The following is a 23,851-nucleotide window of genomic DNA, read 5'->3' as shown; positions in this document are numbered from 1 at the left end:
GGATGTCTTTATGCGTTTTTGGAAATCTCATCTCGCTACATGCCTCTCCAGCGAAAACCAAAAAGCCCACGCACTGCGAAGTGCGTGGGCTTTGTTCATCTAGTCAAAGGTGCTTTGCTTAGCGCCCTGATGAGGTACGGTGAGTCGAGTCGTTCGCCTGTCTAAGTAGTCCCTGGCTCTCGGTTAAAAAATGCTGGGCATACTCACCAAACCAATTTTCAACCCGGCCAAAGGCCTGCTTGAACGTCTCTTTGTCTTGGTTATCCAGCATCGCAATGGCTTCACCAAAGCGTTGGTGGAAGCGTTTGATCATTGCGATGTTCTGCGGCGACGACATAATGATATCGGCATACAGCTGGGCATCCTGCGCAAACAGACGCCCTACCATTGCCAGCTCCAACCGGTAGATTGGCGAGCTGAGTGACATCAGCTGCTCAAGCTTCGGATCTTCCTCGGCAAGATGAACCCCATACGCAAAAGACGTAAAGTGGCGCAGCGCCTGGATCAAGGTCATTCCTTCATCGTGCTCAATCGCACTGATCCGGTTAAGGGTCGCACCCCAGATCTGGATCTGCTCCAACAGCCACTGATAGCTTTCTGGATTACGGCCATCGCAGTAGGCAACCACCTGTTTGGCCAAGCTGGCAATGTCAGGGCCAAACATCGGGTGCAAGCCGACAACTGGGCCATGGTGTACTTCCAACATTGCCTGCAACGGACCGCTCTTCACCGAGGTCAAGTCAGCAAGGATACAGTCTTCCGGCAGGTTACCCAGTTTGGCAATGATAGCTTCGGTAATATTGATCGGTACCGACACCACCACCATACCGGCATCTGCCAGCAACTCATCCGCCCGCTCCCAATCTTGGCTGCCCAGTTTACGAACCTGGTAGCCCGACAGTTCAAACAAGCGGCAGAACAAACCACCTAGCTGACCATGACCGCCCACGACGACAATAGGACGCAGCTCCGGCTTGAGGCACTTAAAGCCGGAATCATTTTCACTGGCGTAAGACTCACGCATGGTACGGCGCAAAATATCTTCGATGAGATCCGGCGGTACCCCTTTACTTTCAGCCTCCTGGCGTCGCGAAGCCAGCATAGCGGCTTCACGATCAGGGGCATAAATCGGCAGACCATGCTGGCTTTTCACATGGCCGACCTCTTCGACCAGTGACAGACGGCGAGCAAGCAGCTCTACCATCTGGCGGTCGACATCATCAATCTGATCTCTTAGTTTGCTCAGTTCAGCAACCATCTATGGCTCTCTGCTTTATGTGGCGGAATTAGTCTTCAGCACGCTGCTGAAGGAATGGCGTTAGCTCCTGGTGCGCATGGCGCAGCAAGGTATCTGTCGATTCCCAGTTGATACACGCATCGGTGATAGACACACCGTAGGCCATTTCTCCACGCGCAAGATCCGCACTCTGGTTTCCTTCATTAATGTGGCTTTCCAGCATCAAACCGATAATGGACTTGTTGCCCTCACGGATTTGGTGGATCACATCCTCGGCAACCAACGGCTGGCGACGGTAATCCTTGCGGGAATTAGCATGGCTACAGTCTACCATCAGCGACGGAGAAAGACCTGCCGCATTCATCTCGTTTTCACACTCAGTCACAGAGACTGAATCATAGTTGGTTTGCTTGCCACCACGCAGAATAACGTGGCCATCAGGGTTCCCCTGGGTATTAAGCAGTGCGACCTGACCATCACGGTTGATCCCCATGAAACGGTGACCCGAAGCCGCAGCCTGCATCGCATTGATGGCGGTGCCCAAACTGCCATCGGTACCGTTTTTGAAACCGACTGGCATAGACAGGCCACTCGCCATCTCACGGTGAGTTTGGGATTCAGTCGTACGGGCACCAATAGCCGCCCAGCTGAACAAGTCACCTAAGTACTGCGGGCTAATAGGATCCAGCGCTTCAGTCGCTAGTGGGATCCCCATTTCAACTAAATCAATCAGTAGCTGACGGGCAATATGCAGGCCTTCTTCCACTTCAAAGGTACCGTCAAGATGCGGGTCATTAATAAGGCCTTTCCAGCCGACAGTCGTACGTGGCTTTTCGAAGTAGACCCGCATCACAATGTACAGTTGATCGCTCAGCTCTTCCGACAGCGCTTTTAGCTTAACCGCATACTCTTTAGCGGCTTCGATATCATGGATAGAACATGGGCCACACACCACCAGCAAGCGATGATCACGCTTATGGGTGATATCGGCAATAGTCTGGCGAGACTGGCGAACGAAGTTGAGGGCGTTTTCACTCACTGGCAATTTAGTGCGCAGCTCTTGTGGCGTGATCAATACCGACTCGTTTTCGATATGGACATTATTCAGCTGGTCTTTTTGCATGCGGGCTTCCCTGTAAACTAATTAATACAAAATAGAGATAGACAAAACAGGACTGCCCTGTTGTTAAACAGACAATAGCAGGCCTGCGATGGAGATTGCAACACCCTGTAAAGAAAAAAATCCACCGTAAACTTAAATTTACATTAACGGCTTTTTTGGCGCTATTGGCCAAAGCCAGTTACCATAATGACAATGCTCACTCGCACTCCCTATGGCAATGGAACTGATTTTTTCGCTCTTACAGCAGCTCAGCGTATACCTAGTACTGGCATACCTGCTTAGCAAAACCCCGCTATTTATGCCCCTGACCACTATTTCAGGCCGGCTATCACAGCGCTTTACCTGCTATATCCTGTTTTCTCTCTTTTGTATTTTAGGCACTTACTTCGGATTACACATAGAAGATGCCATTGCTAATACCCGGGCAATCGGTGCTGTTATGGGCGGTTTACTCGGTGGACCCGTCGTTGGCTTTGCCGTAGGCCTGACCGGTGGCCTTCATCGCTACAGCCTCGGGGGCTTTACCGATCTGGCCTGTGCGATCTCCACCACCGCCGAAGGCCTGATCGGCGGATTGATGCACAGCTACTATGTGCGCCGGGGTCAAGCCGATCAAATCTTCCGCCCACAAGTGGTGTTTGTGATCACTCTGGTGGCCGAAATCGTCCAAATGCTGATCATCCTTGCTGTTGCCGAACCCTTCGAAAAAGCCCTCGCCCTAGTCAGTGCTATCGCCTTGCCTATGGTGATTGCCAACTCGGTCGGGGCGGCGTTTTTCATGAGCATCATTCAAGACAGAAAAACCATTTACGAGAAATACTCTGCTGCTTTCTCGAGCCGGGCCCTTAAGATCGCCCAGCGGTCAGTCGGGATCTTCAGCCAAGGTTTCAATGAGGAAACCACCAAGAAAATCGCCAAGATCATCTATCAAGAAACCGGCGTCGGCGCGGTCGCGATTACCGACCGCGAAAAAATCCTCGCGTTTATCGGCATCGGTGACGATCACCATTTGCCAGGCACACCGATCTCTTCCGGCTATACCCGCCGCGCCATTGATGGCTGCGAGCTGGTGTATGCCGACGGCTATGATATCCCCTACCAGTGCTCGCTTCATGACAAGTGCAAACTAGGCTCCGCCCTGGTGATCCCGCTAGTTGGCGGTAACCACGAGGTACTGGGCACCATCAAGCTCTATGAGCCCAAGCGCAAACTCTTCTCGACGGTTAACCTCACGCTAGGAGAAGGGATCGCCAAGCTACTGTCCAATCAGATTTTGACCGGACGCTATATCCAGCAACAAAACTTGCTGACTCAAGCCGAGCTGCGCTTGCTGCAAGCCCAGGTAAACCCACACTTCTTGTTCAATGCCCTCAATACCATCAATTCGGTAGTCAGGCGCGATCCGGATAAAGCCCGCCAGCTGATCCAGCACCTGTCGCAGTTCTTCCGCCGTAACCTCAAGCAGAATATCGAAACGGTGACCCTGCAGGAAGAGCTGCAGCACATACACGCTTATCTGGAGATTGAACTGGCACGCTTTTCCGACCGGCTCAGTGTCGAGGTCAATGTTGCCGATGAGTTGATGACCATGACGGTACCGACCTTTACCCTGCAACCGCTGGTTGAAAATGCGATAAAACACGGCACCTCATCACTCCTGGAAAATGGTAAAATCACCATCAACGGCTTTGTCGAACAAGATCACGTCATCCTCGAAGTCGAGGATAACGCCGGTAACTATGCGCCTATCGGTGAGGAAAGTGGCCTTGGGATGAAGATTGTCGATAAACGGCTGAAAAACATGTTTGGCAAACAGTACGGCCTGACCATGACCTTTCAGGCCCACGAATGGACCCGGGCAACCATCAAACTGCCCGTTGATACCCTCACACAGCGTAACGGAGAGCATGCGGCATGATTAAGGCCCTTGTCATTGATGATGAAAAATATGCCAGGGAAGAGCTGATCGACCTGCTGGAAGAAGATGGCTCGATCGACGTGATCGGAGAGTGCAACAACGCCATCGAGGCGCTGAAGAAAATCAACGCCCTCAAGCCCGATGTCATTTTTCTCGATATCCAGATGCCGCAAATCACCGGCATTGAAATGCTGAGCATGCTCGATCCTGACACCATGCCCAAGGTGGTCTTCGTTACCGCCTATGATGAGTACGCCCTCAAAGCATTTGAGGACAATGCCTTCGACTACCTACTCAAGCCCGTGGAAACCTGCCGCCTGACCAAAACCATCAAGCGGCTGGCACGGGAATGCCAACCTACCGACTACTCTCCTCTTGTCAGTGACATGCTGGAGCTGATCCCCTGTAGCGGACACAACCGAATTCTGCTACTTCGCCCAGACGAAATCGAAACCGCCTATTCCGATCTCAGTGGCGTTCACGTCGTTAGCCACGATACCGAGGCGACCACCCAGCTAACCTTGAAAACGTTGGAGGAAAAAACCCCATTGATCCGCTGTCACCGCCAGTACCTGATCCACCCGACAGCGATCCGAGAAATTAAGTTACTGGAAAATGGCCTTGCTGAAATTACCACTATCGGCAGTCACCAAGTGCCGGTCAGCCGCCGCTACCTCAAAGAGCTCAAGGATCGCTTTGGCCTCAGCTAACTACGTTTTAGCCCAATAGACGTGATGGAAGATACGTCCTCCATCACTTGCTATCCCCTCTCTCAGCCAGCACTTCCCCATGTACAACAGGCCCGAAATGACAAGGTCACCATGGCAATACCCTGACAATGATCACGGAATTAAAATTCTGCCTTCCGCCGTTTAATCCTCGGTAAAACCGCTCACCCAACTCGTTAAAACCGCTTAATGATATTATCGACCACTCACCCTGCCATACAACCACTCAACCCTTTTACGGGTGAATATTGCAGGCAAACGTTTAGGATGGCAGCCATCAAAATAAGTTTTGCGCAGTTGCCGAGGGTGTAGAGGCACGGAACGCAAAGCTCACATAACCCACTCCAATAGGATTAGAGAGACAAGATATGGCCTGGTTTCTGATGTGTGTTGCAGCGCTGGTAGGTGGCTACTTCATCTACGGTGCATTCATTGAAAAGATCTTCGGTATTAACGAAAAACGCCAAACGCCTGCTTATACCAAGCAAGACGGTGTGGACTATGTACCGATGTCGAACAAGAAAGTGTATCTTGTTCAGCTACTGAATATTGCCGGTGTTGGCCCGATTTTCGGTCCTATCATGGGCGCCCTATACGGCCCAGCGGCCATGCTATGGATTGTACTGGGTTGTATATTTGCCGGTGCTGTCCACGACTACTTCTCGGGCATGCTGTCTGTACGCAACGGCGGCGCTTCAGTACCGACAATTACCGGCCGCTACTTGGGCAACGGTGCAAAACACTTTATGAATATTTTTGCTATCGTACTGTTGCTACTTGTGGGTGTGGTATTCGTATCGGCACCAGCCGGCATGATCACGAATCTAGTCAACGAACAAACCCAGATCGGTATGTCGATGACAACGATGGTCGTTATCATCTTTGCTTACTACATCATCGCGACTATCGTTCCGGTTGATAAGATCATTGGCCGCTTCTACCCGCTGTTCGGTGCGCTGCTTATCTTCATGTCTGTTGGCCTGATCACCGCTATCGCCTTCTCCAGCGAGCACACCCTGCTTGGCGATTACGAGATGAGCCAGATGTTCACCAACATGAACCCGAATGATCTGCCACTATGGCCAGCGCTATTTATCACCATCGCTTGTGGTGCTATCTCTGGTTTCCACGCCACCCAGTCACCTCTGATGGCGCGTTGTATGGAAAACGAGAAGAACGGCCGTTTCGTCTTCTACGGCGCAATGATCGGTGAAGGTGTAATTGCCCTTATCTGGTGTGCCCTAGCACTATCATTCTTTGGTTCGGTAGAGTCACTACAAGAAGCCGTCGCTAACGGTGGTCCAGGTAACGTAGTATACAGCTCATCTATCGGTCTGCTGGGTGTGTTCGGCGGTATTGTTGCTTTCCTTGGTGTGGTTATCCTACCGATTACCTCAGGTGACACCGCGTTCCGCTCAAGCCGCCTGATCTTGGCTGAATACTTCAACATGGAGCAGAAATCGCTGCGTAACCGCCTATTGATGGCCCTGCCGCTATTCGTACTAGGTGGCATCCTTACTCAGGTAGACTTCGGTATCATCTGGCGCTACTTCGGCTTTGCCAACCAGAGCACCGCGGTAATGATGCTGTGGACCGCATCGGCTTACCTACTGCGCCACAACAAGCTGCACTGGGTAACGACTGTACCGGCTATCTTCATGACCACGGTATGTATTACCTTCATCCTGAACAACAGCCAGCTCGGTTTCGGCCTACCAATGACGGTATCGACTATTGTAGGTATCGTGGGTTCACTATCAATCGCAGGCTATGTTATCAAGCGTTCGAAAGGCAAAGGCGAAACCGACCTTGCTGACGAAGAGAACGTTGAAGGCAGTACCGAAAGCGCGTAAGTTTTCACCTCCCCCTGAAAACACAAAAAACCAGCCGCAAGGCTGGTTTTTTTATATCTGGCGATGAGCGATGAGCGATGAGCGATGAGCGATGAGCGACAGAGTTTTCCATCCAGTATGAAGTATGACCAAGGAGAGTTAGTCGTTAGCCTGTGAAAGTGCTTATGTTCTTCTAATAACCAAGATCCCACTATTCCTAGAACCAGTATAAATAGCCAAACAGCACACTCTTCGCCATTATCCCCATTCCAATAGCCAAACTCAGGGCTCTCAGCCCTAGCACCATACCGATAGCTAACCGCCACACTCTCTACCACTAGCCTCTCGCCAAACGCCGATAGCCATGCTCTTCCACTGGCCACTAGCCTATCGCCCCTTGCCTGACTTACGCCCATAAAAAAAGCCCACCTTGCGGTGGGCTTTTTCATTAAACGTCTTACGCGTCGCGAATTACTTAGAAGTAAGCTTCTCGCGGATACGTGCAGATTTACCTGAACGCTCACGTAGGTAGTACAATTTGGCACGACGTACTGCACCACGACGTTTAACAGTAATGCTGTCAACGATTGGAGAGTGAGTCTGGAACGCACGCTCAACGCCTTCACCGTTAGAGATCTTACGAACGGTGAATGCAGAGTGTAGACCACGGTTACGCTTAGCGATTACAACGCCTTCGAAAGCCTGTAGACGCTCGCGGTTACCTTCTTTTACCTTAACTTGTACAACAACAGTGTCACCTGGTGCGAAAGTTGGTAGGTCTTGTTTTAGTTGCTCGTCTTCGAGCTGCTTAATGATGTTACTCATTGGTAAATACCCTAGAATAAACTGATACTAAATTAATTAAATGCTTGCTTTGTGTTCACGGATAAAATCCGCCAGCAAGAATTCCTGATCGTCAGTCAGAGCTAGGTTTTCCAGGAGCTCTGGTCTTCTCAACCAAGTACGGCCTAGCGATTGCTTTAATCGCCAGCGGCTAATGTCCTTGTGATTTCCAGACAGTAAGACCTTAGGAACTTCCTGCCCGTCCAACATTTCGGGACGCGTATAATGAGGGCAATCTAGCAAACCATTTGCGAAAGAATCTTCTTCCGCCGACGCAAAGTCACCCAGTACACCCGGCACAAACCGGACGACTGCATCAACTAAGGTCATGGCTGGTAGTTCACCACCCGTCAGCACAAAATCCCCGATAGACCATTCTTCGTCTACCTCTTGTTGGATAATGCGCTCATCTACCCCTTCATAGCGGCCACAGATAAGAATCAAGTTCTCATTCTGTGCCAGCTCCTCAACACCAGCTTGATCAAGCTTACGGCCCTGAGGTGACAGGTAAATGACTTTAGCCTGGCCATCTACGGACTGCTTGGCAGTATGAATGGCATCGCGCAAAGGCTGCACCATCATCAACATACCCGGTCCGCCACCATATGGGCGGTCATCAACCGTCCGGTGTTTGTCGTGGGTAAAATCACGAGGATTCCACGTTTCCACTGACAAAAGGCCTTTTTTTACCGCCTGGCCTGTTACCCCAAAATTGGTAATGGCATTAAACATGTCAGGAAACAGGCTGATTATGCCTACCTTCATTTGTTCACCTATTACCAGGGATTAAAATCCAGGATCCCAGTCAACTTCGATCCGCTGAGCAGTGCGATCAATCGACTTGATGACCTGCTCATCGAGGAACGGAATTAAACGTTCCTTCTGGCCAAAAGCATCTTTCAGGTTGGCTTTCACTACCAAAACGTCGTTGGAACCTGTTTCCAGGATGTCAGTTACTTTACCTAGATCGTAACCTTCGGTAGTCACAACTGTCATTCCATACAACTCACGCCAGTAGAACTCGTCATCTGACAGTGCTGGTAGCTGCTCGGCCAATACGTAGACTTCAGCATTAGTGAACATTTGTGCATCCTCTCGGACATCCAAACCTTCTAGCTTAGCGACTAACCCCTGACCATGGCGTTTCCACGATTCAACGCGGATCTCCTTCCAATCACCCTTAACTTTGATAAACCAAGGTTGATAGGAAAAAATGCTTTCAGCTTCTTCGGTGTAAGAAAAAACTTTGAGCCAACCCTTGATGCCATAAGTGGAACCAAGTTTTCCAACAACAATGCGGTCTTGTGTACTCATCGCTTCTCTATTACCTGTCATGCTAATTAAGCCGCTTTAGCAGCGTCTTTGATTAGCTTAGCTGCGCGGTCAGACACAGTAGCGCCTAGACCAACCCAGTGGTTTACACGGTCAAGATCTAGACGTAGACGCTCTTCCTGACCCTTAGCTAGCGGGTTGAAGAAGCCAATTTTTTCGATGTTACGACCGTCGCGTGCGCAACGAGAGTCAGCAACAACGATTTGATAAAATGGACGCTTCTTAGCGCCGTGACGTGCCAAACGAATGGTTACCATATCGTCCTCTTTGCATTACTGTAAATGAAATCGGCCCCGCCATGGATATAACGGGGCCCGTGCCAAATTAAGCTCGGGAATTTTACTCTTTAAACTGACGAATGCAACCGCTTTAGCTAAATTTTCACCAGTAAAAGAATGTTGACATCCCCAAGCCCAATGTAATTGTGGGAATTAATGCCGATTAACGGCCGAACATTCCGCCCATGCCGCCACCCGGTGGCATCATGCCTTTCATATTGCGCATCATGTTCTTCATGCCACCCTTCTGCATTTTCTTCATCATCTTCTGCATCTGGGTGAATTGCTTGAGCAGGCGGTTAACATCCTGGACCTGAGTACCGGAACCCATCGCAATACGTTTCTTGCGGGAACCTTTAATCAGCTCTGGACGTTGACGCTCTTTAGCGGTCATCGAGTTAATGATAGCTTCCATCTGGTTGAACATCTTGTCATCAACCTGATCTTTGACATTGTCTGGTAGCTGGGACATACCCGGAAGTTTGTCCATCATCCCCATCATGCCGCCCATGCCTTTCATCTGCTCAAGCTGGCCGCGGAAGTCTTCAAGGTCAAAGCCTTTCTTTTCCTTGAATTTCTTGGCTAGCTTTTCGGCTTTTTCCTTGTCGACATTACGCTCAAGATCTTCGATAAGCGACAGTACGTCACCCATACCCAAGATACGTGAAGCAACACGGTCAGGGTGGAACGGTTCTAAGGCATCGGTTTTCTCACCAATACCCAGGAATTTAATTGGCTTACCGGTAATGTGGCGCACAGACAGTGCAGCACCGCCGCGGGCATCACCGTCGACCTTGGTTAGGATCACACCGGTCAGTGGCAGGGCTTCGTCGAAGGCTTTGGCGGTATTGGCCGCATCCTGACCTGTCATGGCATCGACCACGAACAGGGTTTCCACTGGATTGATGGCCTTGTGGACATCCTTGATCTCGTCCATCATTTCGCTGTCAACGTGCAGGCGACCTGCGGTATCGACAATCAGGACATCATAAAATTTGAGCTTCGCTTCGGCATGTGCTGCCGTAACGATATCAACCGGCTTCTGGTCGGCCGTCGATGGGAAGAAATCCACCCCCAAATCATCAGCCAGGGTTTCTAGCTGCTTGATCGCCGCCGGGCGATAAACATCGGCAGACACGACCAGTACTTTTTTCTTCTGGCGCTCTTTTAGTAGCTTACTCAGCTTACCAACACTGGTCGTTTTACCTGCACCTTGCAGACCGGCCATCAGAATAACCGCTGGCGGCTGGCTCGCTAGGTTCAGATCTTCGTTACCTTCACCCATCACCGCTTCAAGCTCAGCCTGAACGATCTTGATGAACTCCTGACCCGGCGTCAGGCTTTTTGATACTTCAGTACCAACCGCGCGCTCTTTTACACGCTTGACGAAGTCACGGACAACAGGAAGCGCAACATCAGCTTCGAGTAACGCCATACGTACTTCACGCAGCGTATCCTTGATGTTGTCGTCCGTCAGACGGCCACGGCCACTGACATTCTTAAGCGTTCGCGATAAACGCTCCGTTAAATTTTCGAACATGTGCTACTCGCTCGTTACGCATCTAATCGATATGATCTTGCTAGTATAACGCAATCCATACCCTGCTTTCATGCCCTGACGGACACTTTCACTGTGATATCCCCTGATAAAACCGCCTCGGTAGGCTATTGATCTCGCTTTATCATGGCGGGCAAACGGTTAGCAAGGTATAATTGCGAACTCTTACCATCTTAAATAGTTAAGTTTACTATGGATATGTTGATTGCCGTAATGGCGGCATGCCTTTACTTTCTTGCCCTTGGGCTGGTTGTACCGGGACTCACCAACAGCAATGGCATCAAGACCAAACCGGTCTTTGTTTTCGCCGTGGCCGCTATTGCCCTTCATATCCTGCTGCTCAAAGATCTCATTCTGGGTGGACAGGGACAAAATCTCAGTATTTTAAACGTGGCATCGTTGATCAGCTTACTGATCGCAGCGATTACCACTGGCGCAATGTTAAAGATGCGGGTCTGGTTCCTGCTACCAGTGATCTACAGTTTTGCCGCTATTAACCTCACGGCCGCCACTTTCCTACCGGGTGCCTTTATTACCCACCTGGAAACCCATCCAGAAGTGCTCCTGCATATCTCTCTGGCCTTGTTCTCCTACTCGACCCTGATGATTGCAACCTTATATGCGATACAGCTGGCTTGGTTGGATCACAAGCTGAAAAATAAGAAGAGCCTGATGATCAATCCGAACATCCCTCCTTTAATGATGGTCGAACGTCAACTTTTCAAGATCATTTTGGTCGGTAACTCGCTATTGACCGTGACTTTGGTGACCGGGTTTATCTTTATTCAAGATATGCTGGCACAAGGCAAGACCCACAAAGCCATCTTTTCCCTGCTGGCATGGTGTGTCTATTCCGTCTTGTTATGGGGACATTACCAGAAAGGATGGCGTGGACGCCGTGTGGTCTGGTTTAGCCTAATCGGCGCATTCCTGTTAACACTGGCCTATTTCGGTAGCCGCTTCGTCAAAGAAATTATCATTGGGGTATAAAATTACGTGCCCCATTCATTGACACCCAGTAAGTCTGGGTACAAAGTTCAAGTAACAGAAACGTTAAGGAAATAGGTTTTTGGACGATATATCCACGGGGCTTTTATTCTCCCTCCTGATATTACTTCTTGTTATTTCCGGATATTTTTCCGGCTCTGAAACCGGAATGATGGCCCTCAACCGCTACAAGCTGCGGCATCTGGCCAACCAGGGACACCGCGGGGCCAAGCGGGTCGAAAAACTCCTGTCGCGTCCAGACAGGCTGATTGGCCTGATCCTGATCGGCAACAACCTGGTCAATATTCTTGCTTCCGCCATCGCCACCATCCTCGGTATGCGTCTCTATGGCGATATGGGAGTAGCCATTGCCACCGGTGCCCTGACCTTAGTCGTTCTGGTGTTTGCTGAGGTGACGCCGAAAACCCTTGCAGCCCTATACCCTGAACGCGTCTCTTACGCCAGCAGCGTCGTATTGCAGCTGCTGATGAAACTGCTTTACCCGCTAGTCTGGTTTGTCAATGGCATAACCAATGGCTTTCTGATCCTGCTCGGCTTGCGCGTCGACAACGCCAACGATGGCAAATTGAGCTCAGAAGAGCTACGAACCGTGGTAAACGAAGCCGGCGGCCTGATCCCTCGCCGTCACCAGGACATGCTACTGTCAATCCTCGATTTGGAAAATGTCACCGTGGAAGATTTGATGGTGCCGCGCAGTGAAATTGCCGCCATCAATGTCAATGATGACTGGAAATCGATTGTCCGCCAGCTCAGCCACTCCGCCCATGGCCGCATTGTGCTGTTCCGAGACAACATCGATGAAGTGGTCGGGATGCTGCGGGTGCGCGAAGCCTACCGCCTGATGATGGACAAGAATGACTTCAGCAAGGAAAACCTGCTGCGGGCAGCAGATGAAGTCTACTTCATCCCGGAGGGCACACCGCTCAATATCCAGCTGCTTAAATTCCAGCGCAACAAAGAGCGTATCGGCCTGATCGTCGATGAGTACGGTGATATCCAAGGCTTGATCACCTTAGAAGATATTCTGGAAGAAATTGTCGGTGAGTTTACTACCTCAATCAGCCCGACTCTTGCTGAGGAAATCACCCCGCAGCCTGACGGCAGCCTGATGATCGAAGGCAGTGCCAATATCCGAGATCTCAACAAGAGCCTCAACTGGGTGCTACCGACCGATGGCCCGCGTACCCTCAATGGCTTGATTCTGGAGCACCTAGAAGATATCCCTGATAGCCAACTCAGCATAGAAGTTTCCGGCTACCAGATGGAGATCATCGAAGTCTCTGGCAATATGATCAAACAAGTCAGGGTGCTACCCAACCAGCTAAAGAAAACGGGCTGATCCTACTATCAGCCTAAGTGACAGATACAACAAAGCCGGTATTTTCACCGGCTTTTTTATTCGATAAGGGCTGCTTGTCTGACTTATTTTACGCTCAGATCCTGCAGCATAGACTCCGGCAGAGCCAACTCATCATTTTTGTTCACCGCAATGCCCTGCTCAAGGATATGGCGAGCAATCGCCTGTGCTTCCTCTAGCGAGTGCATACTGTAGGTACCGCACTGGTATTCGTTCAACTCGGGGATCTTGTCCTGCGACTCAACCTTCAGCACATCTTCCATCGCTGCCGTCCAGCTATCAGCAACCCGTTGCTCGGCCGGCGTGCCAATCAGGCTCATGTAGAAACCGGTCCGGCACCCCATTGGCGAAATATCGATAATTTCGACCTGATCTGAATTGAGGTGATCGCGCATGAAGCCGGCATACAGGTGCTCCAGCGTATGGATCCCGCGCTCGCTTAGGATGTCGGCGTTAGGACGGCAGAAACGCAGATCGAAAACAGTAATCGTATCGCCCTTCGGGGTCTGCATGGTCTTAGCTACCCGTACCGCCGGGGCATGCATACGGGTGTGGTCTACGGTAAAACTATCTAATAGAGGCATTGCTTCCTTACTCCTTGGCCTAGCATCGGGCATAACCAACAGCCCGCTACTCAGAATCGTATTAAAAGTTATATCACACCGCGGCAACCCAGCAAGTGGGTTTTGCAATCACCTGATAGTCTCTCGCTAGAACGGCCACCAGCTGCGGTTATCTTCCAGCTCCTGGCGGCACTGCTTGAGCTGCCAGCCATAGTCTTTGGCTTGTTGTTCCACCCTTCGGGAAACCCTCAACAGCGTCGGCTTGGACTTGTAGGTCCCGCGACGGTAGCCGCCCCGACCATCATGGTAAGCAAGATACTGGTTATAGGCGTCCCATTTCGAGATCCCAAGCTGGCGCTGGGTTTCATGGGTATACCAACCAATAAACATCAGCGAGTCCGCAAAATTGGTACGGGAGCCACCATTTCGCGTCGCCTTCTGGTAATCAGACCAAGCCGGATCCTGCGCTTGCGCATACCCGTAGGCACTGCTGACCCGTCCCCATGGAATAAAACCCAGCACATAATTTTTCGGCGGTCTAGCATCATGACGGAAGCTACTTTCCTGCTTGACGAATGCCATGGCAACCTGCATCGGTGTGCCCCACTCTTCTTCCATATCCAACGCGGCTTCATACCATTTCGGGTGCTCACGGAAGATATTGCATAAGTTGTTTTGATCTTGGGGAGGAGGCGTCGCACAACCGGAAAGGATCGCAGCGGCACCGAGGAGGAGCAGAAAACGACAATACGTAGATCTATAAATCTTAAATTGGGAGTGGGCAGACATGGAACTTCACGCCATCCTTGTGGTCAAAATCTATGATAGCCAGCTAAGCGTGGCTATCATCCCTGCGAAATTAATTATCGGGCAGCAAGGTCGCTGCCCTCTTTTTTTATTTTATATCAGCAAAATACGCATCAAGAAAGACATCAAAAGACAGCTCATCGCTGTTTTCGATCTGTTTTTGCCGTTCCACCGATTCCGCCGCTTCCTGCTCGAACATATCCGATGAATAGAACTGGTACTGACGTTCATTCAAACTAGCCGCATGGCTGGCAGCCAAGTTCTGGCCCACTGAACCAATCCCGTTATTTTCACGAACTGCGTCAAGCAACTGTGCCGACAGGGTCAGCTCGGGCTGTTCAATCCACGTCTGCAGGCGGGCCAATGTCTCTTGGTAAGCATCAGAGCCAGCGGCTGCATCCATGGCCTTGGCAACATCGGCCAACTCGGCAAAAACACGGGTCCCCCAATCCTGAAGCGATAGACGCTCACCATTACAGCCGATCTTCAGCATCAGCTCCGGGTTGCGGCCATCGAGAACCACACGGTTCCAGTTATCACGCCAGCACTCCAACTCTGCATCATCCATCGATGCCGATGGCGACAGTACTGCCCAGGTCAGGAACATATCCAAGAAGCGCACCTGATCGGCAGTAATACCGATAGGGCTGAATGGGTTTACATCCAATGAGCGGACTTCAATATATTCCACCCCGCCACGGCTCAAAGCTTCAGATGGCTTCTCGCTATTTTGAGCGACACGCTTAGGTCGGATTGGCGCATACAGTTCATTTTCGATCTGCAGCACATTGTCATTCAACTGGCGGTATTCACCGTCGACTTTCACCCCTAGCTTGGCAAACTCAGTCGATGGGGTGCGGATCGCCTTTTTCAGTCCATCTAAGTATTGATCCAACCCATTGAAGCCAATTTTCAGTGAGCTTTGCTCATGGTTGGTATACCCCAGATCGCTCAGGCGCAGCGCCGTCGCGTTTGGCAAAAAGTAAGTGCCGCAGCCGATCTTTTCAAAATCCAGCTTCGACTCGGTATTCTCAAGGAAAGATCCGCACAGTGCTGGTGATGCACCGAACAGGTAAGGGATCAACCAGCCAAAGCGATAGTAGTTACGGATCAAGCCGAAGTAAGCATCGGAAACCGCATCCTGCCGAACTTGCTCTGATTGCTCGCCAAACAGCGAGTCCCAAAAGCTATCCGGGAAAGAAAAGTTAAAGTGTACCCCGGAAATAACCTGCATGATGCTGCCATAACGGCGCTTGAGGCCCTCGCGGTATAAGGTTTTCATCTTACCGCTGTTTGAGCTTCCGTACTGGGCCAGGGTGATCTCATCTTGATCACCGACCACACAAGGCATCGACATCGGCCAGAGTTTTTCATCCCCCAGTTTGCTATAGGTAAACTGGTGGATATCACTTAGCTGTGACAGCAGGTGATCCACATCCTGAGAAACCGGCGTAATAAATTCCAGCAATGGCTCGGCAAAATCTGTCGTTACCCATTTGTTGGTCAACGCTGATCCCAGTTCAGCCGGATGGGGCTCGCCGGAAAGCTTTCCGTTCGGAGTAATACGCAGGGCTTCACGCTCAAGACCTCGCCCTAGTTGGGTCAGGGCATCAGGATTAGCCGCAACTTTTTGCAGCCTTTGTGAAAAATCCATTACTGTGATTCTCAATCTTCATAACTCAGTCCGGTAGATTAATCATAATTGATACTGATTACCATGATTATTATATCGAAACTCTTTTACCTATGAGTAACAATCACGACTAGCGGAACATTGCAAAAATAATTCGGATAAGAAAGCCGGCACAAGGCCGGCTTTAATCCGTTACATATTTGGCGATAGCGCCCTGACCGGTAGGCCGAGGGTCTCGAGCTGCGGCTTCAAGCTGGCAGCATCACCGACCACGATGATCTGGTACTCTGCCGGATCAAACCACTTCTCCGCCAATTCATCGATTCGCGCCTTGGTAATTGACGCCACAATTTCATTACGGGTATCGACGAAATCATCAGGCAACGAGTACGTCAAGATCTGCCCCAGCAACTGCGCCTTCTTGCTTGGCGTTTCATAGTTCAGAGCATCTTTCTGTCCCACCGCCAGCCGCATAAAGTTCAGCTCTTCATCCGTCACCCCTTCGCTCGACATTTTTTCAAGTTCAGCCAGGAATTCCTTCACTGAAGGCAATGTCGCATCCGCCCTTACCTGTGCGTAATAAACCGATAAACCGACTTCCTTACCACCGCTCTGATAACCACCAGCACCGTAGGTATAGCCTTTGTCTTCGCGTAGGTTCAGGTTAATCCGGCTATTGAAGTTACCGGCTAGGTTAAAGTTAGCCAGCTGAGTTTCATACAGCTCACCCGTCGCATCGAACGGCAGGCCTTGGCGTGCCAAGCGGATCACCGTCTGCGGCGCGCCCGGCTTGTCCACCAGCCACACGGTTTGCTTAGGTAGGGTCGGCAAGTCTGGCGTCACATATGTCGGCTCAGGCATACCCTGCCAATCAGCCAAGAAACCAAGCGACGTATTTAGCTGTGCCTTGTCGATGTCTCCAACCACCACGATATCAGCCCCGTTCGGGGTGTAGTAACGGCGGTAGAAGGCTTTGACATCTTCAAGGGTAAGAGACTCAAGCGAGGCTTTGGTCCCTTCCGGCGGTAAGCTAAATGAAGTACCACCGAACAATACTTCACGGGTTGCCTGCCCGGCAAGCCATGCTGGACGCTGGTGTTCATAGATGATCCCTTCAAGGGCCTGTTGCTTCACCCGGTCAAAGTCGGCTGAATCAAACGCTGGCTGGAACAAACGTTCTTGCATGATATCGAGGGTTTCTGGCAGATACTTGGTCAGAGATGTCACGGAAACCACCGTACCATACTTGCCTGCCGAGAAGCTTACCGTGCTGCCCAAGCGGTCCAAACGGGAAGATAACTCTTCCACCGTCGACTTCTGCGATGCCTCGGCCATCATGCTGGCCGTCAGCTTGGCTAAACCTGCCTTTCCTTCCGGCTCAAAACGGCGTCCTGCCGGTACCACCATCTGAAGCTCAACTGTCGGTGTTTCACGGTACTCTGTGCCCAGCACCTTGATGCCGTTGGCCAATTCGAACTGGTAGAGCTCCGGCATAACGGCTTCAACCGGCGAGGACGGCTGTGGCATCACCGAGCGGTCAAAGTCATCGACCGGCACGCGCATCTGCTGCTGCAGCTTTTGTTCAGACACCTTGGTGTATTCAGGAATAATACGCGGCGGCGGGGTAAAGTTGGGTTTTGCCGCCTCGATACTGGTGCGCCCTCTAGGCACCACACTCAGTGTCACATTCGGATGACCATTGAGGTAGCGCATGTATGCCTGCTCCATACTCGCCGTTGTGACGGTGCGCAAGTTACCCAGCTCGGTTTTGAGGTAACCCGGATTATCGAAGAACGTTTCATAAGCAGCAAGCTGTGACACTTTGCCACTGACACTTTGCAAACCGAAGATAGCGTTGGCTTCAACCATGCCCTTGAGCTCTTCAAGCTCCTTGGTCGACACACCACGCTCTTCAAGGCCATCGAGGATCGCGGTCACTTCTGCGCGCAGCTTCTTCAAGTCGCCCGCTTTGCCACTTTGGCCGATAGCATAGACATACATGGTACACGCCAACTCGGCACAGTCATGAAAAGCACCGGCATCCACAACCTTGCCGGTTTTTACCAAGTTCTGGTACATCAGGCTATTTTTGCCACCACCGATGACCCTAGCCAGCATATCGAGCGAGGCTTCGTCATCCGCACCGTTATAAGAGGTCGGCCACGCCATCAGCAACATCGGTTGCTGGATCTTGTCTTCCAGCGTCAGGTAGAGATCGTTCTCCAACGTAACTGGCTGCTTGGCCGGTTTTTCCACCTCAGGTCCACGCGGGATAGAGCCATAGTATTTATTGACCCACTCGAGTGTCTGTTCAATATCAATATCACCACCTATGGTCAGGGTGGCATTATTCGGGCCGTACCAGCGCAGGAAGAAGGCTTTGAGGTCGTTCACGTCGACCCGGTCAAGATCTTCGATATAGCCAATGGTCTGCCATGAATAAGGATGGGTACGCGGGAACAGGGCCTCGCCCATGCGCTCGTAGACCAAGCCATATGGACGGTTTTCATAACGTTGGGCTCGTTCGTTTTTCACCGTCGAGCGCTGGATCTCAAATTTACGCTGCGACACCGCACCAAGCAGGAAGCCCATGCGATCAGCCTCCAACCACAGAATTTTCTCAAGCTGATTGGCAGGAATGGTTTGGAAGTAGTTAGTCCGATCACGGTTGGTCGTCCCGTTTAATGTTCCTCCCGCTTCGGTGATCAACTTGAAGTGCTCTTGATCACCAACATGCTCCGAGCCCTGGAACATCATGTGTTCGAAGAAATGGGCAAATCCCGACTTACCCAGTTCCTCACGAGCCGAGCCAACGTGGTAAGTCATATCAACATGTACCAGAGGATCCGATGTATCCTCGTGTAGTACCACGGTCAGCCCATTGGCAAGTTGGTATTTAGAATACGGGATCACTGGTGTGTCAGAAGACGCCCCAGCTTTGACTTGTTCGACGAATGTTACCCCTGACGGTAACTCGGGTGCCCCGGCCTGTTGAGACTGTAGTTGGCTACAGCCTGCCAGTGAGATCAGCGCAATCCCCACTATCCACTTATGCACTCAATGCCTTCCTTATAATAAACCTTGGACCAGCAAAGCCAGTACGGTATAGCGCGCCGCTTTTCCAACCATGATGATAAAAAAGCTGAGCCAATGGCGCATCCGCAACCAGCCTGCGGCCAAACACAGCGGATCACCAATTACCGGTAACCAGCTGAAGAATAACGACCAGTAGCCGTATTTTTTTAGCCATAGTAATGCTTTATGACCGTGTTTTTCTTTAGAAGTTTTATCTGGCAGCCACCTTCCCAGCCAATAATTGGTCATGCCGCCCAAGGTATTGCCGATTGTCGCCACAGCGACCACCAGCCAAATCGCATTATCCCCCAGCTTTATCGTGGCAATCAGATTGGCCTCCGAGCCGCCAGGAAGCAAGGTAGCACTCAAAAAACCGGTGGTGAATAACACCCATAAGGCTGATTCGCCATTAAATAACTCTAGCATTTATCGTTCTAGTTGATTGATATGTTTGCTGTACCTTATACCATTTGCCGCAAAAAAAAACGGGCAACCCAAAGGCTACCCGTTACAAAATGTTGCTACGTTTTGGTGCTATGCCGCGCGGCTAAGCTAGCCAACCAATGCCAGCAAGATACCAGCGGCGACCGCCGAGCCAAGTACGCCGGCGACGTTTGGCCCCATTGCATGCATCAGCAAGAAGTTCTGTGGGTTTGCTTCGAGGCCGACTTTGTTCACCACACGGGCAGCCATCGGGACCGCAGATACCCCAGCAGCACCGATCAGCGGGTTGATGTCTTCCTTGCTAAAGCGGTTGAGCATCTTGGCCATCAGCACACCACCACCGGTACCGACACTGAAGGCGACCGCACCCAACACCAAGATCCCGAGGGTTTCGAAGCGCAGGAACTGATCTGCCGCCAATTTAGAGCCCACACCAAGACCGAGCATAATAGTCACGATATTGATCAGCTCGTTCTGTACCGTATTCGACAAGCGGTCAACGACCCCAGATTCGCGCATCAAGTTACCCAGGCAGAACATCCCAACCAACGGCGTCGCTGCCGGCAAGAATAGGATGGTCATCAGCAGAACGGCCAGCGGGAACAGGATTTTTTCAGTCTTGCTCACGTCACGCAGCTGCTGCATCTTGATCTGGCGTTCTTCCGGCGTCGTTAGTGCTTTCATGATCGGCGGCTGAATGATCGGCACCAGCGCCATGTAGCTGTAGGCAGCGACCGCTATCGCACCGAGCAAGTCAGGGGATAGCTGGCTGGCAAGGAAGATCGCCGTTGGGCCATCCGCACCACCGATAATGGCAATCGAAGAAGCATCAGCAAGGGTAAACTCCATCCCCGGTACGGAATTAAGTAAAATAGCACCGAACAAGGTGAAGAAAATACCGAACTGGGCTGCCGCACCGAGCAACAAGGTTTTCGGATTGGCAATCAGCGCCCCGAAATCGGTCATTGCCCCGACGCCCATGAAGATCAGCAGTGGGAATACACCCGTTTCGATACCGATATAGTAGATGTAATACAGCAGGCCACCTGGCTCAGTGAAGCCTGCGTTAGGAATATTGGCCAAAATCGCACCAAAGCCCATTGGCAGCAACAACAAGGGCTCGAACCCCTTGCGGATTGCCAAAAACAACAGGCCGGCACCGATCAGCATCATAAACAGCTGGCCGAGTTCAAAATTGGCAATACCGGTCTCGTTCCAGAGAGTTAATAATCCGTCCATGGTTCCCTCTTATGCCAGACTCAGGATCGGCGAACCGACTGCCACTGAATCACCTTCTTTGACATGGAGATCTTGCACGGTACCGCTGCGGGCGGCACGAACTTCGGTTTCCATCTTCATCGCTTCAAGGATCACCAGCACATCCCCTTCAGAAACTTGCTGCCCAGGCTGGACATTGATCTTGAAGATGTTGCCGGCAAGGGGGGCTGGTAGCGCCTCAGCATTACTTGCCGGAGCCGCAGCTACCGGTGCAGGAGCATTAGCAGCAGGTTCAACCGAGGAAAGCTCACCGCTTGGTCCGACTTCAACGTTATAGATCTGACCGTTTACTTTCACGCTGTATGCTTCTACGGTTGCTGCCGTGCTAGTTACAGGAACGGGTTGTTCAGCCGCAACTTCCGGCTCACTACCCGGTGCAGGTTCAAATGCCTCAGGGTTATTACGGTTCTTAAGGAAATTCAAACCAACCTGAGGGAACAAGGCATAAGTCAGCACATCATCAACCTGATCTTGTGCCAGTTCGATACTGTCAGATTTTGCCTTAGCCAGTAAGTCCGACGTTAACGCGCCCAGCTCAGCGTCGATCAAATCTGCCGGGCGACACGTAATGGGTTCACCGCCTTCAAGTACTCGAGCTTGCAGCTCCGCATTGACCGGCGCTGGTGCCGCGCCGTATGCTCCTTTGAGAACACCGGCAGTTTCCTTACTGATACTCTTATAGCGCTCACCCGTCAGGACATTCAATACCGCTTGGGTACCCACAATCTGCGATGTCGGCGTCACCAGCGGGATAAAGCCCAGATCTTCTCGCACACGCGGGATCTCTTCCAGCACTTCATCAAAACGATCCGCGGCGCCTTGCTCTTTGAGCTGGCTTTCCATGTTGGTCAGCATGCCGCCTGGTACCTGGGCCAGCAAGATTCGGGCATCCACTCCTTTGAGGCTACCCTCGAACTTCGCGTACTTCTTACGTACCTGACGGAAGTAGCTGGAAATCGGCTCCAGTTGTTGCAAGTTCAAATTAGTGTCGCGCTCGGTTCCTTCTAGCATTGCAATCACAGTTTCGGTTGGCGTATGACCGTAAGTCTGACTCATCGAAGAGATCGCGGTATCGAGGATATCGAGCCCGGCTTCTACCGCCTTAACCGCTGTGGCCGTTGATAGCCCTGTGGTCGCATGGCAGTGTAGGGCCAGAGGAACATCACAGGAGGCTTTGATACGCTTGACCAGCTCTTCCGCCTCATACGGCTTGAGCAGGCCAGACATGTCTTTGATACAAATGGAATGGCAACCTAGATCTTCCAAGCGTTTTGCCAGATCGGTCCAAGTATCCAGGTTATGGACCGGGCTGGTGGTATAGGAGATGGTGCCCTGTGCATGCGCGCCGACATCAACAGTGGCCTTGACCGCTTTCTCAAAATTACGGACATCATTCATTGCATCAAAAATACGGAATACATCCATCCCGTTGGCGTGTGCACGCTCAACAAACTTCTCGACCACATCGTCGGCATAATGGCGGTAGCCCAGTAAGTTCTGGCCGCGAAGCAGCATCTGCATCGGGGTTTTCGGCATCGCTTGCTTGAGCAAACGCAGGCGCTCCCATGGATCTTCGCCCAGATAGCGGATACAGGCATCAAACGTTGCACCGCCCCAGGTCTCCAACGACCAGTAGCCGACATCATCGAGCTTCTCGGCAATAGGCAACATATCTTCAATGCGAAGACGGGTAGCAAATAACGACTGGTGGGCATCACGTAACACAACGTCAGTGATCGCTAATGGCTTGGACATGCTCACAAACTCCTTGTAAAAAATACTTCCTAAAAATCACAATCTCATTGCAACAACAATACTGTCGCTTATGCCTTCTGGTCACGGTAGCGGTGTACCGCCGCTGAAATAGCAGCGACAACCTCAGGCTGGATTCCATTGTGATTAACGGCAACTGGTGATGGCTGGCTCGATGCCGGCACATTCGGTGTCTCTTTAGGCGCAATTTTGGCTAACAGCTGCACTAAATAGATCAAAGTACTGAGAAACAAAAAAACCACGACCATACCAGTAACCATAATCGTCGCTGCTTCCCACAGCAAAGGACCTAAATCTGCCATAATGCTTCCTTTCATTCATTTTGTAATAGGCGGGTTAACAAATACCACGTTAAGTAAATTTATGTCAAACCGATTAACAATAAGCCAATCAATGGTGGTTATTTCGCCTTTTTATGAGGGTTTGATCGTAAAATTACAAAATCTCCGTAAAAAATCAGCTAAAAAACACGTTTTTTGTCACTTCACGCCCTAACGATGTTGTCACTTTACACCGACTCTTTTAATTCTAGTTACCAGCGCCCATCAACTCCCCCAATTACGCTTACGTAAACGTAAGGCGTGATTCTTTAAATATACAAAGTCCTTGTTTTATAAACTGTATTAGTGGCTTGCTGGATTATGTGCTCAATACCAAATGACGGAATCTTCTTGCTCTCCGGTTCTTTTAAGACGGTTTTAGATCAACCACGATGGATGAACTCATTTTTCATCAAAAGCTGAAGGGGCGAAATCAATCAGATTGGGAGGTTTAATACCAATCTGGATAAGGTCCTTGATCAAATGTTTATGTAGGCTGGTATAAGATGAAGGTGATCGGGGGGTTGTCGGTATGGCAGAAAGTACAGATAGAAAAAAAGCCCAGCCTAAGCTGAGCTTTTAAATAATGGCGCGCTCGGGAGGATTCGAACCTCCGACCGCCTGGTTCGTAGCCAGGTACTCTATCCAGCTGAGCTACGAGCGCGCAAAATCTGTTTTTATCGCATCACCTGTCGGCAATACGTTGAAATAATGGCGCGTCCGGGAGGATTCGAACCTCCGACC

General features: G+C 51.0%; 20 protein-coding genes and 1 tRNA gene. 5 read left to right on the top strand and 16 right to left on the bottom strand.

All coding sequences use genetic code 11. The features are described from left to right. Positions 1-118: 118 nt before the first annotated feature. Both tyrA and L4D79_RS29545 read right to left on the bottom strand, forming a co-directional pair. The gene (tyrA, locus tag L4D79_RS29550) at positions 119-1,258 is read right to left on the bottom strand and encodes a bifunctional chorismate mutase/prephenate dehydrogenase (RefSeq protein WP_428657330.1); all 1,140 of its coding nucleotides are present in this window, start codon (positions 1,256-1,258) and stop codon (positions 119-121) included. A 28-nt stretch (positions 1,259-1,286) separates the two neighbouring features. Continuing rightward, positions 1,287-2,360 (bottom strand): 3-deoxy-7-phosphoheptulonate synthase, encoded by a 1,074-nt coding sequence (locus L4D79_RS29545; protein WP_428657328.1) that lies wholly within the window; start codon positions 2,358-2,360, stop codon positions 1,287-1,289. Positions 2,361-2,577: 217 nt separating this feature from the next. Here L4D79_RS29545 and L4D79_RS29540 point away from each other — a divergent pair, with 217 nt between their 5' ends. The 3 genes from L4D79_RS29540 to L4D79_RS29530 all read left to right on the top strand — a co-directional run bounded on the left by L4D79_RS29540 (position 2,578) and on the right by L4D79_RS29530 (position 6,859). Next, complete coding sequence (locus L4D79_RS29540) at positions 2,578-4,278, top strand: LytS/YhcK type 5TM receptor domain-containing protein (RefSeq protein WP_428657352.1); 1,701 nt, start codon at positions 2,578-2,580, stop codon at positions 4,276-4,278. Then, on the top strand, positions 4,275-4,988 hold the full coding sequence (gene btsR / locus L4D79_RS29535; protein WP_428657326.1) for a two-component system response regulator BtsR: 714 nt from the start codon (positions 4,275-4,277) through the stop codon (positions 4,986-4,988). The genes L4D79_RS29540 and btsR overlap by 4 nt, the downstream gene beginning before the upstream one ends. A 386-nt stretch (positions 4,989-5,374) precedes the next feature. Continuing rightward, on the top strand, positions 5,375-6,859 hold the full coding sequence (locus tag L4D79_RS29530) for a carbon starvation CstA family protein (protein ID WP_428657324.1): 1,485 nt from the start codon (positions 5,375-5,377) through the stop codon (positions 6,857-6,859). Positions 6,860-7,309: 450 nt separating this feature from the next. Here L4D79_RS29530 and rplS read toward each other — a convergent pair whose 3' ends face one another. From rplS to ffh, 5 genes are all read right to left on the bottom strand, one after another. Continuing rightward, positions 7,310-7,663, bottom strand: coding sequence for a 50S ribosomal protein L19 (gene rplS, locus L4D79_RS29525; protein ID WP_107351786.1), 354 nt, complete (start codon positions 7,661-7,663; stop codon positions 7,310-7,312). Between the two features lie 36 nt (positions 7,664-7,699). After that, the gene (trmD, locus tag L4D79_RS29520) at positions 7,700-8,446 is read right to left on the bottom strand and encodes a tRNA (guanosine(37)-N1)-methyltransferase TrmD (RefSeq protein ID WP_428657321.1); all 747 of its coding nucleotides are present in this window, start codon (positions 8,444-8,446) and stop codon (positions 7,700-7,702) included. A gap of 21 nt (positions 8,447-8,467) precedes the next feature. Next, positions 8,468-9,022, bottom strand: coding sequence for a ribosome maturation factor RimM (rimM, locus tag L4D79_RS29515; RefSeq protein WP_428657350.1), 555 nt, complete (start codon positions 9,020-9,022; stop codon positions 8,468-8,470). Next, positions 9,022-9,270 (bottom strand): 30S ribosomal protein S16, encoded by a 249-nt coding sequence (rpsP, locus tag L4D79_RS29510; protein WP_075763068.1) that lies wholly within the window; start codon positions 9,268-9,270, stop codon positions 9,022-9,024. The genes rimM and rpsP overlap by 1 nt, the downstream gene beginning before the upstream one ends. A 184-nt stretch (positions 9,271-9,454) precedes the next feature. Beyond that, positions 9,455-10,831 (bottom strand): signal recognition particle protein, encoded by a 1,377-nt coding sequence (ffh, locus tag L4D79_RS29505; RefSeq protein WP_428657319.1) that lies wholly within the window; start codon positions 10,829-10,831, stop codon positions 9,455-9,457. A gap of 210 nt (positions 10,832-11,041) precedes the next feature. On the opposite strand from ffh, the gene L4D79_RS29500 reads away from it, so the two are divergent. Then, positions 11,042-11,839 carry a cytochrome C assembly family protein gene (locus L4D79_RS29500; protein WP_428657317.1) on the top strand — a complete coding sequence of 266 codons (798 nt, stop codon included), beginning with the start codon at positions 11,042-11,044 and terminating at the stop codon, positions 11,837-11,839. A 79-nt stretch (positions 11,840-11,918) separates the two neighbouring features. Further along, positions 11,919-13,196 carry an HlyC/CorC family transporter gene (locus tag L4D79_RS29495; protein ID WP_428657315.1) on the top strand — a complete coding sequence of 426 codons (1,278 nt, stop codon included), beginning with the start codon at positions 11,919-11,921 and terminating at the stop codon, positions 13,194-13,196. Between the two features lie 83 nt (positions 13,197-13,279). Here L4D79_RS29495 and luxS read toward each other — a convergent pair whose 3' ends face one another. The 9 genes from luxS to L4D79_RS29450 form a co-directional block, all read right to left on the bottom strand. Continuing rightward, positions 13,280-13,798, bottom strand: a complete 519-nt coding sequence (gene luxS / locus L4D79_RS29490) for an S-ribosylhomocysteine lyase (RefSeq protein ID WP_428657313.1) — start codon at positions 13,796-13,798, stop codon at positions 13,280-13,282. A 126-nt stretch (positions 13,799-13,924) separates the two neighbouring features. After that, positions 13,925-14,566 carry a transglycosylase SLT domain-containing protein gene (locus L4D79_RS29485; protein WP_428657311.1) on the bottom strand — a complete coding sequence of 214 codons (642 nt, stop codon included), beginning with the start codon at positions 14,564-14,566 and terminating at the stop codon, positions 13,925-13,927. 106 nt (positions 14,567-14,672) lie between these two features. Beyond that, positions 14,673-16,238 carry a glutamate--cysteine ligase gene (gene gshA, locus L4D79_RS29480; RefSeq protein WP_428657309.1) on the bottom strand — a complete coding sequence of 522 codons (1,566 nt, stop codon included), beginning with the start codon at positions 16,236-16,238 and terminating at the stop codon, positions 14,673-14,675. Between the two features lie 171 nt (positions 16,239-16,409). Continuing rightward, positions 16,410-19,274 (bottom strand): M16 family metallopeptidase, encoded by a 2,865-nt coding sequence (locus tag L4D79_RS29475; RefSeq protein ID WP_428657307.1) that lies wholly within the window; start codon positions 19,272-19,274, stop codon positions 16,410-16,412. Between the two features lie 12 nt (positions 19,275-19,286). Beyond that, complete coding sequence (locus L4D79_RS29470; protein WP_428657305.1) at positions 19,287-19,718, bottom strand: YqaA family protein; 432 nt, start codon at positions 19,716-19,718, stop codon at positions 19,287-19,289. Positions 19,719-19,844: 126 nt separating this feature from the next. After that, a complete protein-coding gene (locus L4D79_RS29465) occupies positions 19,845-20,975 on the bottom strand; it encodes a sodium ion-translocating decarboxylase subunit beta (protein WP_428657303.1) in 1,131 nt (376 codons plus the stop codon). Between the two features lie 9 nt (positions 20,976-20,984). Beyond that, entirely contained in the window at positions 20,985-22,769 is a 1,785-nt protein-coding gene (gene oadA / locus L4D79_RS29460; protein WP_428657301.1) for a sodium-extruding oxaloacetate decarboxylase subunit alpha, read from the bottom strand. 68 nt (positions 22,770-22,837) lie between these two features. Beyond that, the gene (locus L4D79_RS29455) at positions 22,838-23,089 is read right to left on the bottom strand and encodes an oxaloacetate decarboxylase subunit gamma (protein WP_428657299.1); all 252 of its coding nucleotides are present in this window, start codon (positions 23,087-23,089) and stop codon (positions 22,838-22,840) included. Between the two features lie 605 nt (positions 23,090-23,694). Further along, a tRNA-Arg gene (locus L4D79_RS29450) sits at positions 23,695-23,771 on the bottom strand. Positions 23,772-23,851 lie beyond the last annotated feature (80 nt).

The sequence above is a fragment of the Photobacterium satsumensis genome (genome assembly GCF_050336935.1).
Classification (GTDB): domain Bacteria; phylum Pseudomonadota; class Gammaproteobacteria; order Enterobacterales; family Vibrionaceae; genus Photobacterium; species Photobacterium satsumensis.
Note: the sequence above shows the minus strand (reverse complement) of the source record. Positions and strands in the feature narration are given on the sequence as shown.

Coding starts and splice junctions, on each gene's coding strand:
- gshA (WP_428657309.1), bottom strand. CDS start 16,238: ATGGATTTTTCACAAAGGCTGCAAAAAGTTGCGGCTAATCCTGATGCC.
- L4D79_RS29540 (WP_428657352.1), top strand. CDS start 2,578: ATGGAACTGATTTTTTCGCTCTTACAGCAGCTCAGCGTATACCTAGTA.
- L4D79_RS29545 (WP_428657328.1), bottom strand. CDS start 2,360: ATGCAAAAAGACCAGCTGAATAATGTCCATATCGAAAACGAGTCGGTA.
- rpsP (WP_075763068.1), bottom strand. CDS start 9,270: ATGGTAACCATTCGTTTGGCACGTCACGGCGCTAAGAAGCGTCCATTT.
- btsR (WP_428657326.1), top strand. CDS start 4,275: ATGATTAAGGCCCTTGTCATTGATGATGAAAAATATGCCAGGGAAGAG.
- luxS (WP_428657313.1), bottom strand. CDS start 13,798: ATGCCTCTATTAGATAGTTTTACCGTAGACCACACCCGTATGCATGCC.
- L4D79_RS29485 (WP_428657311.1), bottom strand. CDS start 14,566: ATGTCTGCCCACTCCCAATTTAAGATTTATAGATCTACGTATTGTCGT.
- ffh (WP_428657319.1), bottom strand. CDS start 10,831: ATGTTCGAAAATTTAACGGAGCGTTTATCGCGAACGCTTAAGAATGTC.
- trmD (WP_428657321.1), bottom strand. CDS start 8,446: ATGAAGGTAGGCATAATCAGCCTGTTTCCTGACATGTTTAATGCCATT.
- L4D79_RS29465 (WP_428657303.1), bottom strand. CDS start 20,975: ATGGACGGATTATTAACTCTCTGGAACGAGACCGGTATTGCCAATTTT.
- L4D79_RS29455 (WP_428657299.1), bottom strand. CDS start 23,089: ATGGCAGATTTAGGTCCTTTGCTGTGGGAAGCAGCGACGATTATGGTT.
- tyrA (WP_428657330.1), bottom strand. CDS start 1,258: ATGGTTGCTGAACTGAGCAAACTAAGAGATCAGATTGATGATGTCGAC.
- L4D79_RS29530 (WP_428657324.1), top strand. CDS start 5,375: ATGGCCTGGTTTCTGATGTGTGTTGCAGCGCTGGTAGGTGGCTACTTC.
- L4D79_RS29470 (WP_428657305.1), bottom strand. CDS start 19,718: ATGCTAGAGTTATTTAATGGCGAATCAGCCTTATGGGTGTTATTCACC.
- rplS (WP_107351786.1), bottom strand. CDS start 7,663: ATGAGTAACATCATTAAGCAGCTCGAAGACGAGCAACTAAAACAAGAC.
- oadA (WP_428657301.1), bottom strand. CDS start 22,769: ATGTCCAAGCCATTAGCGATCACTGACGTTGTGTTACGTGATGCCCAC.
- L4D79_RS29500 (WP_428657317.1), top strand. CDS start 11,042: ATGGATATGTTGATTGCCGTAATGGCGGCATGCCTTTACTTTCTTGCC.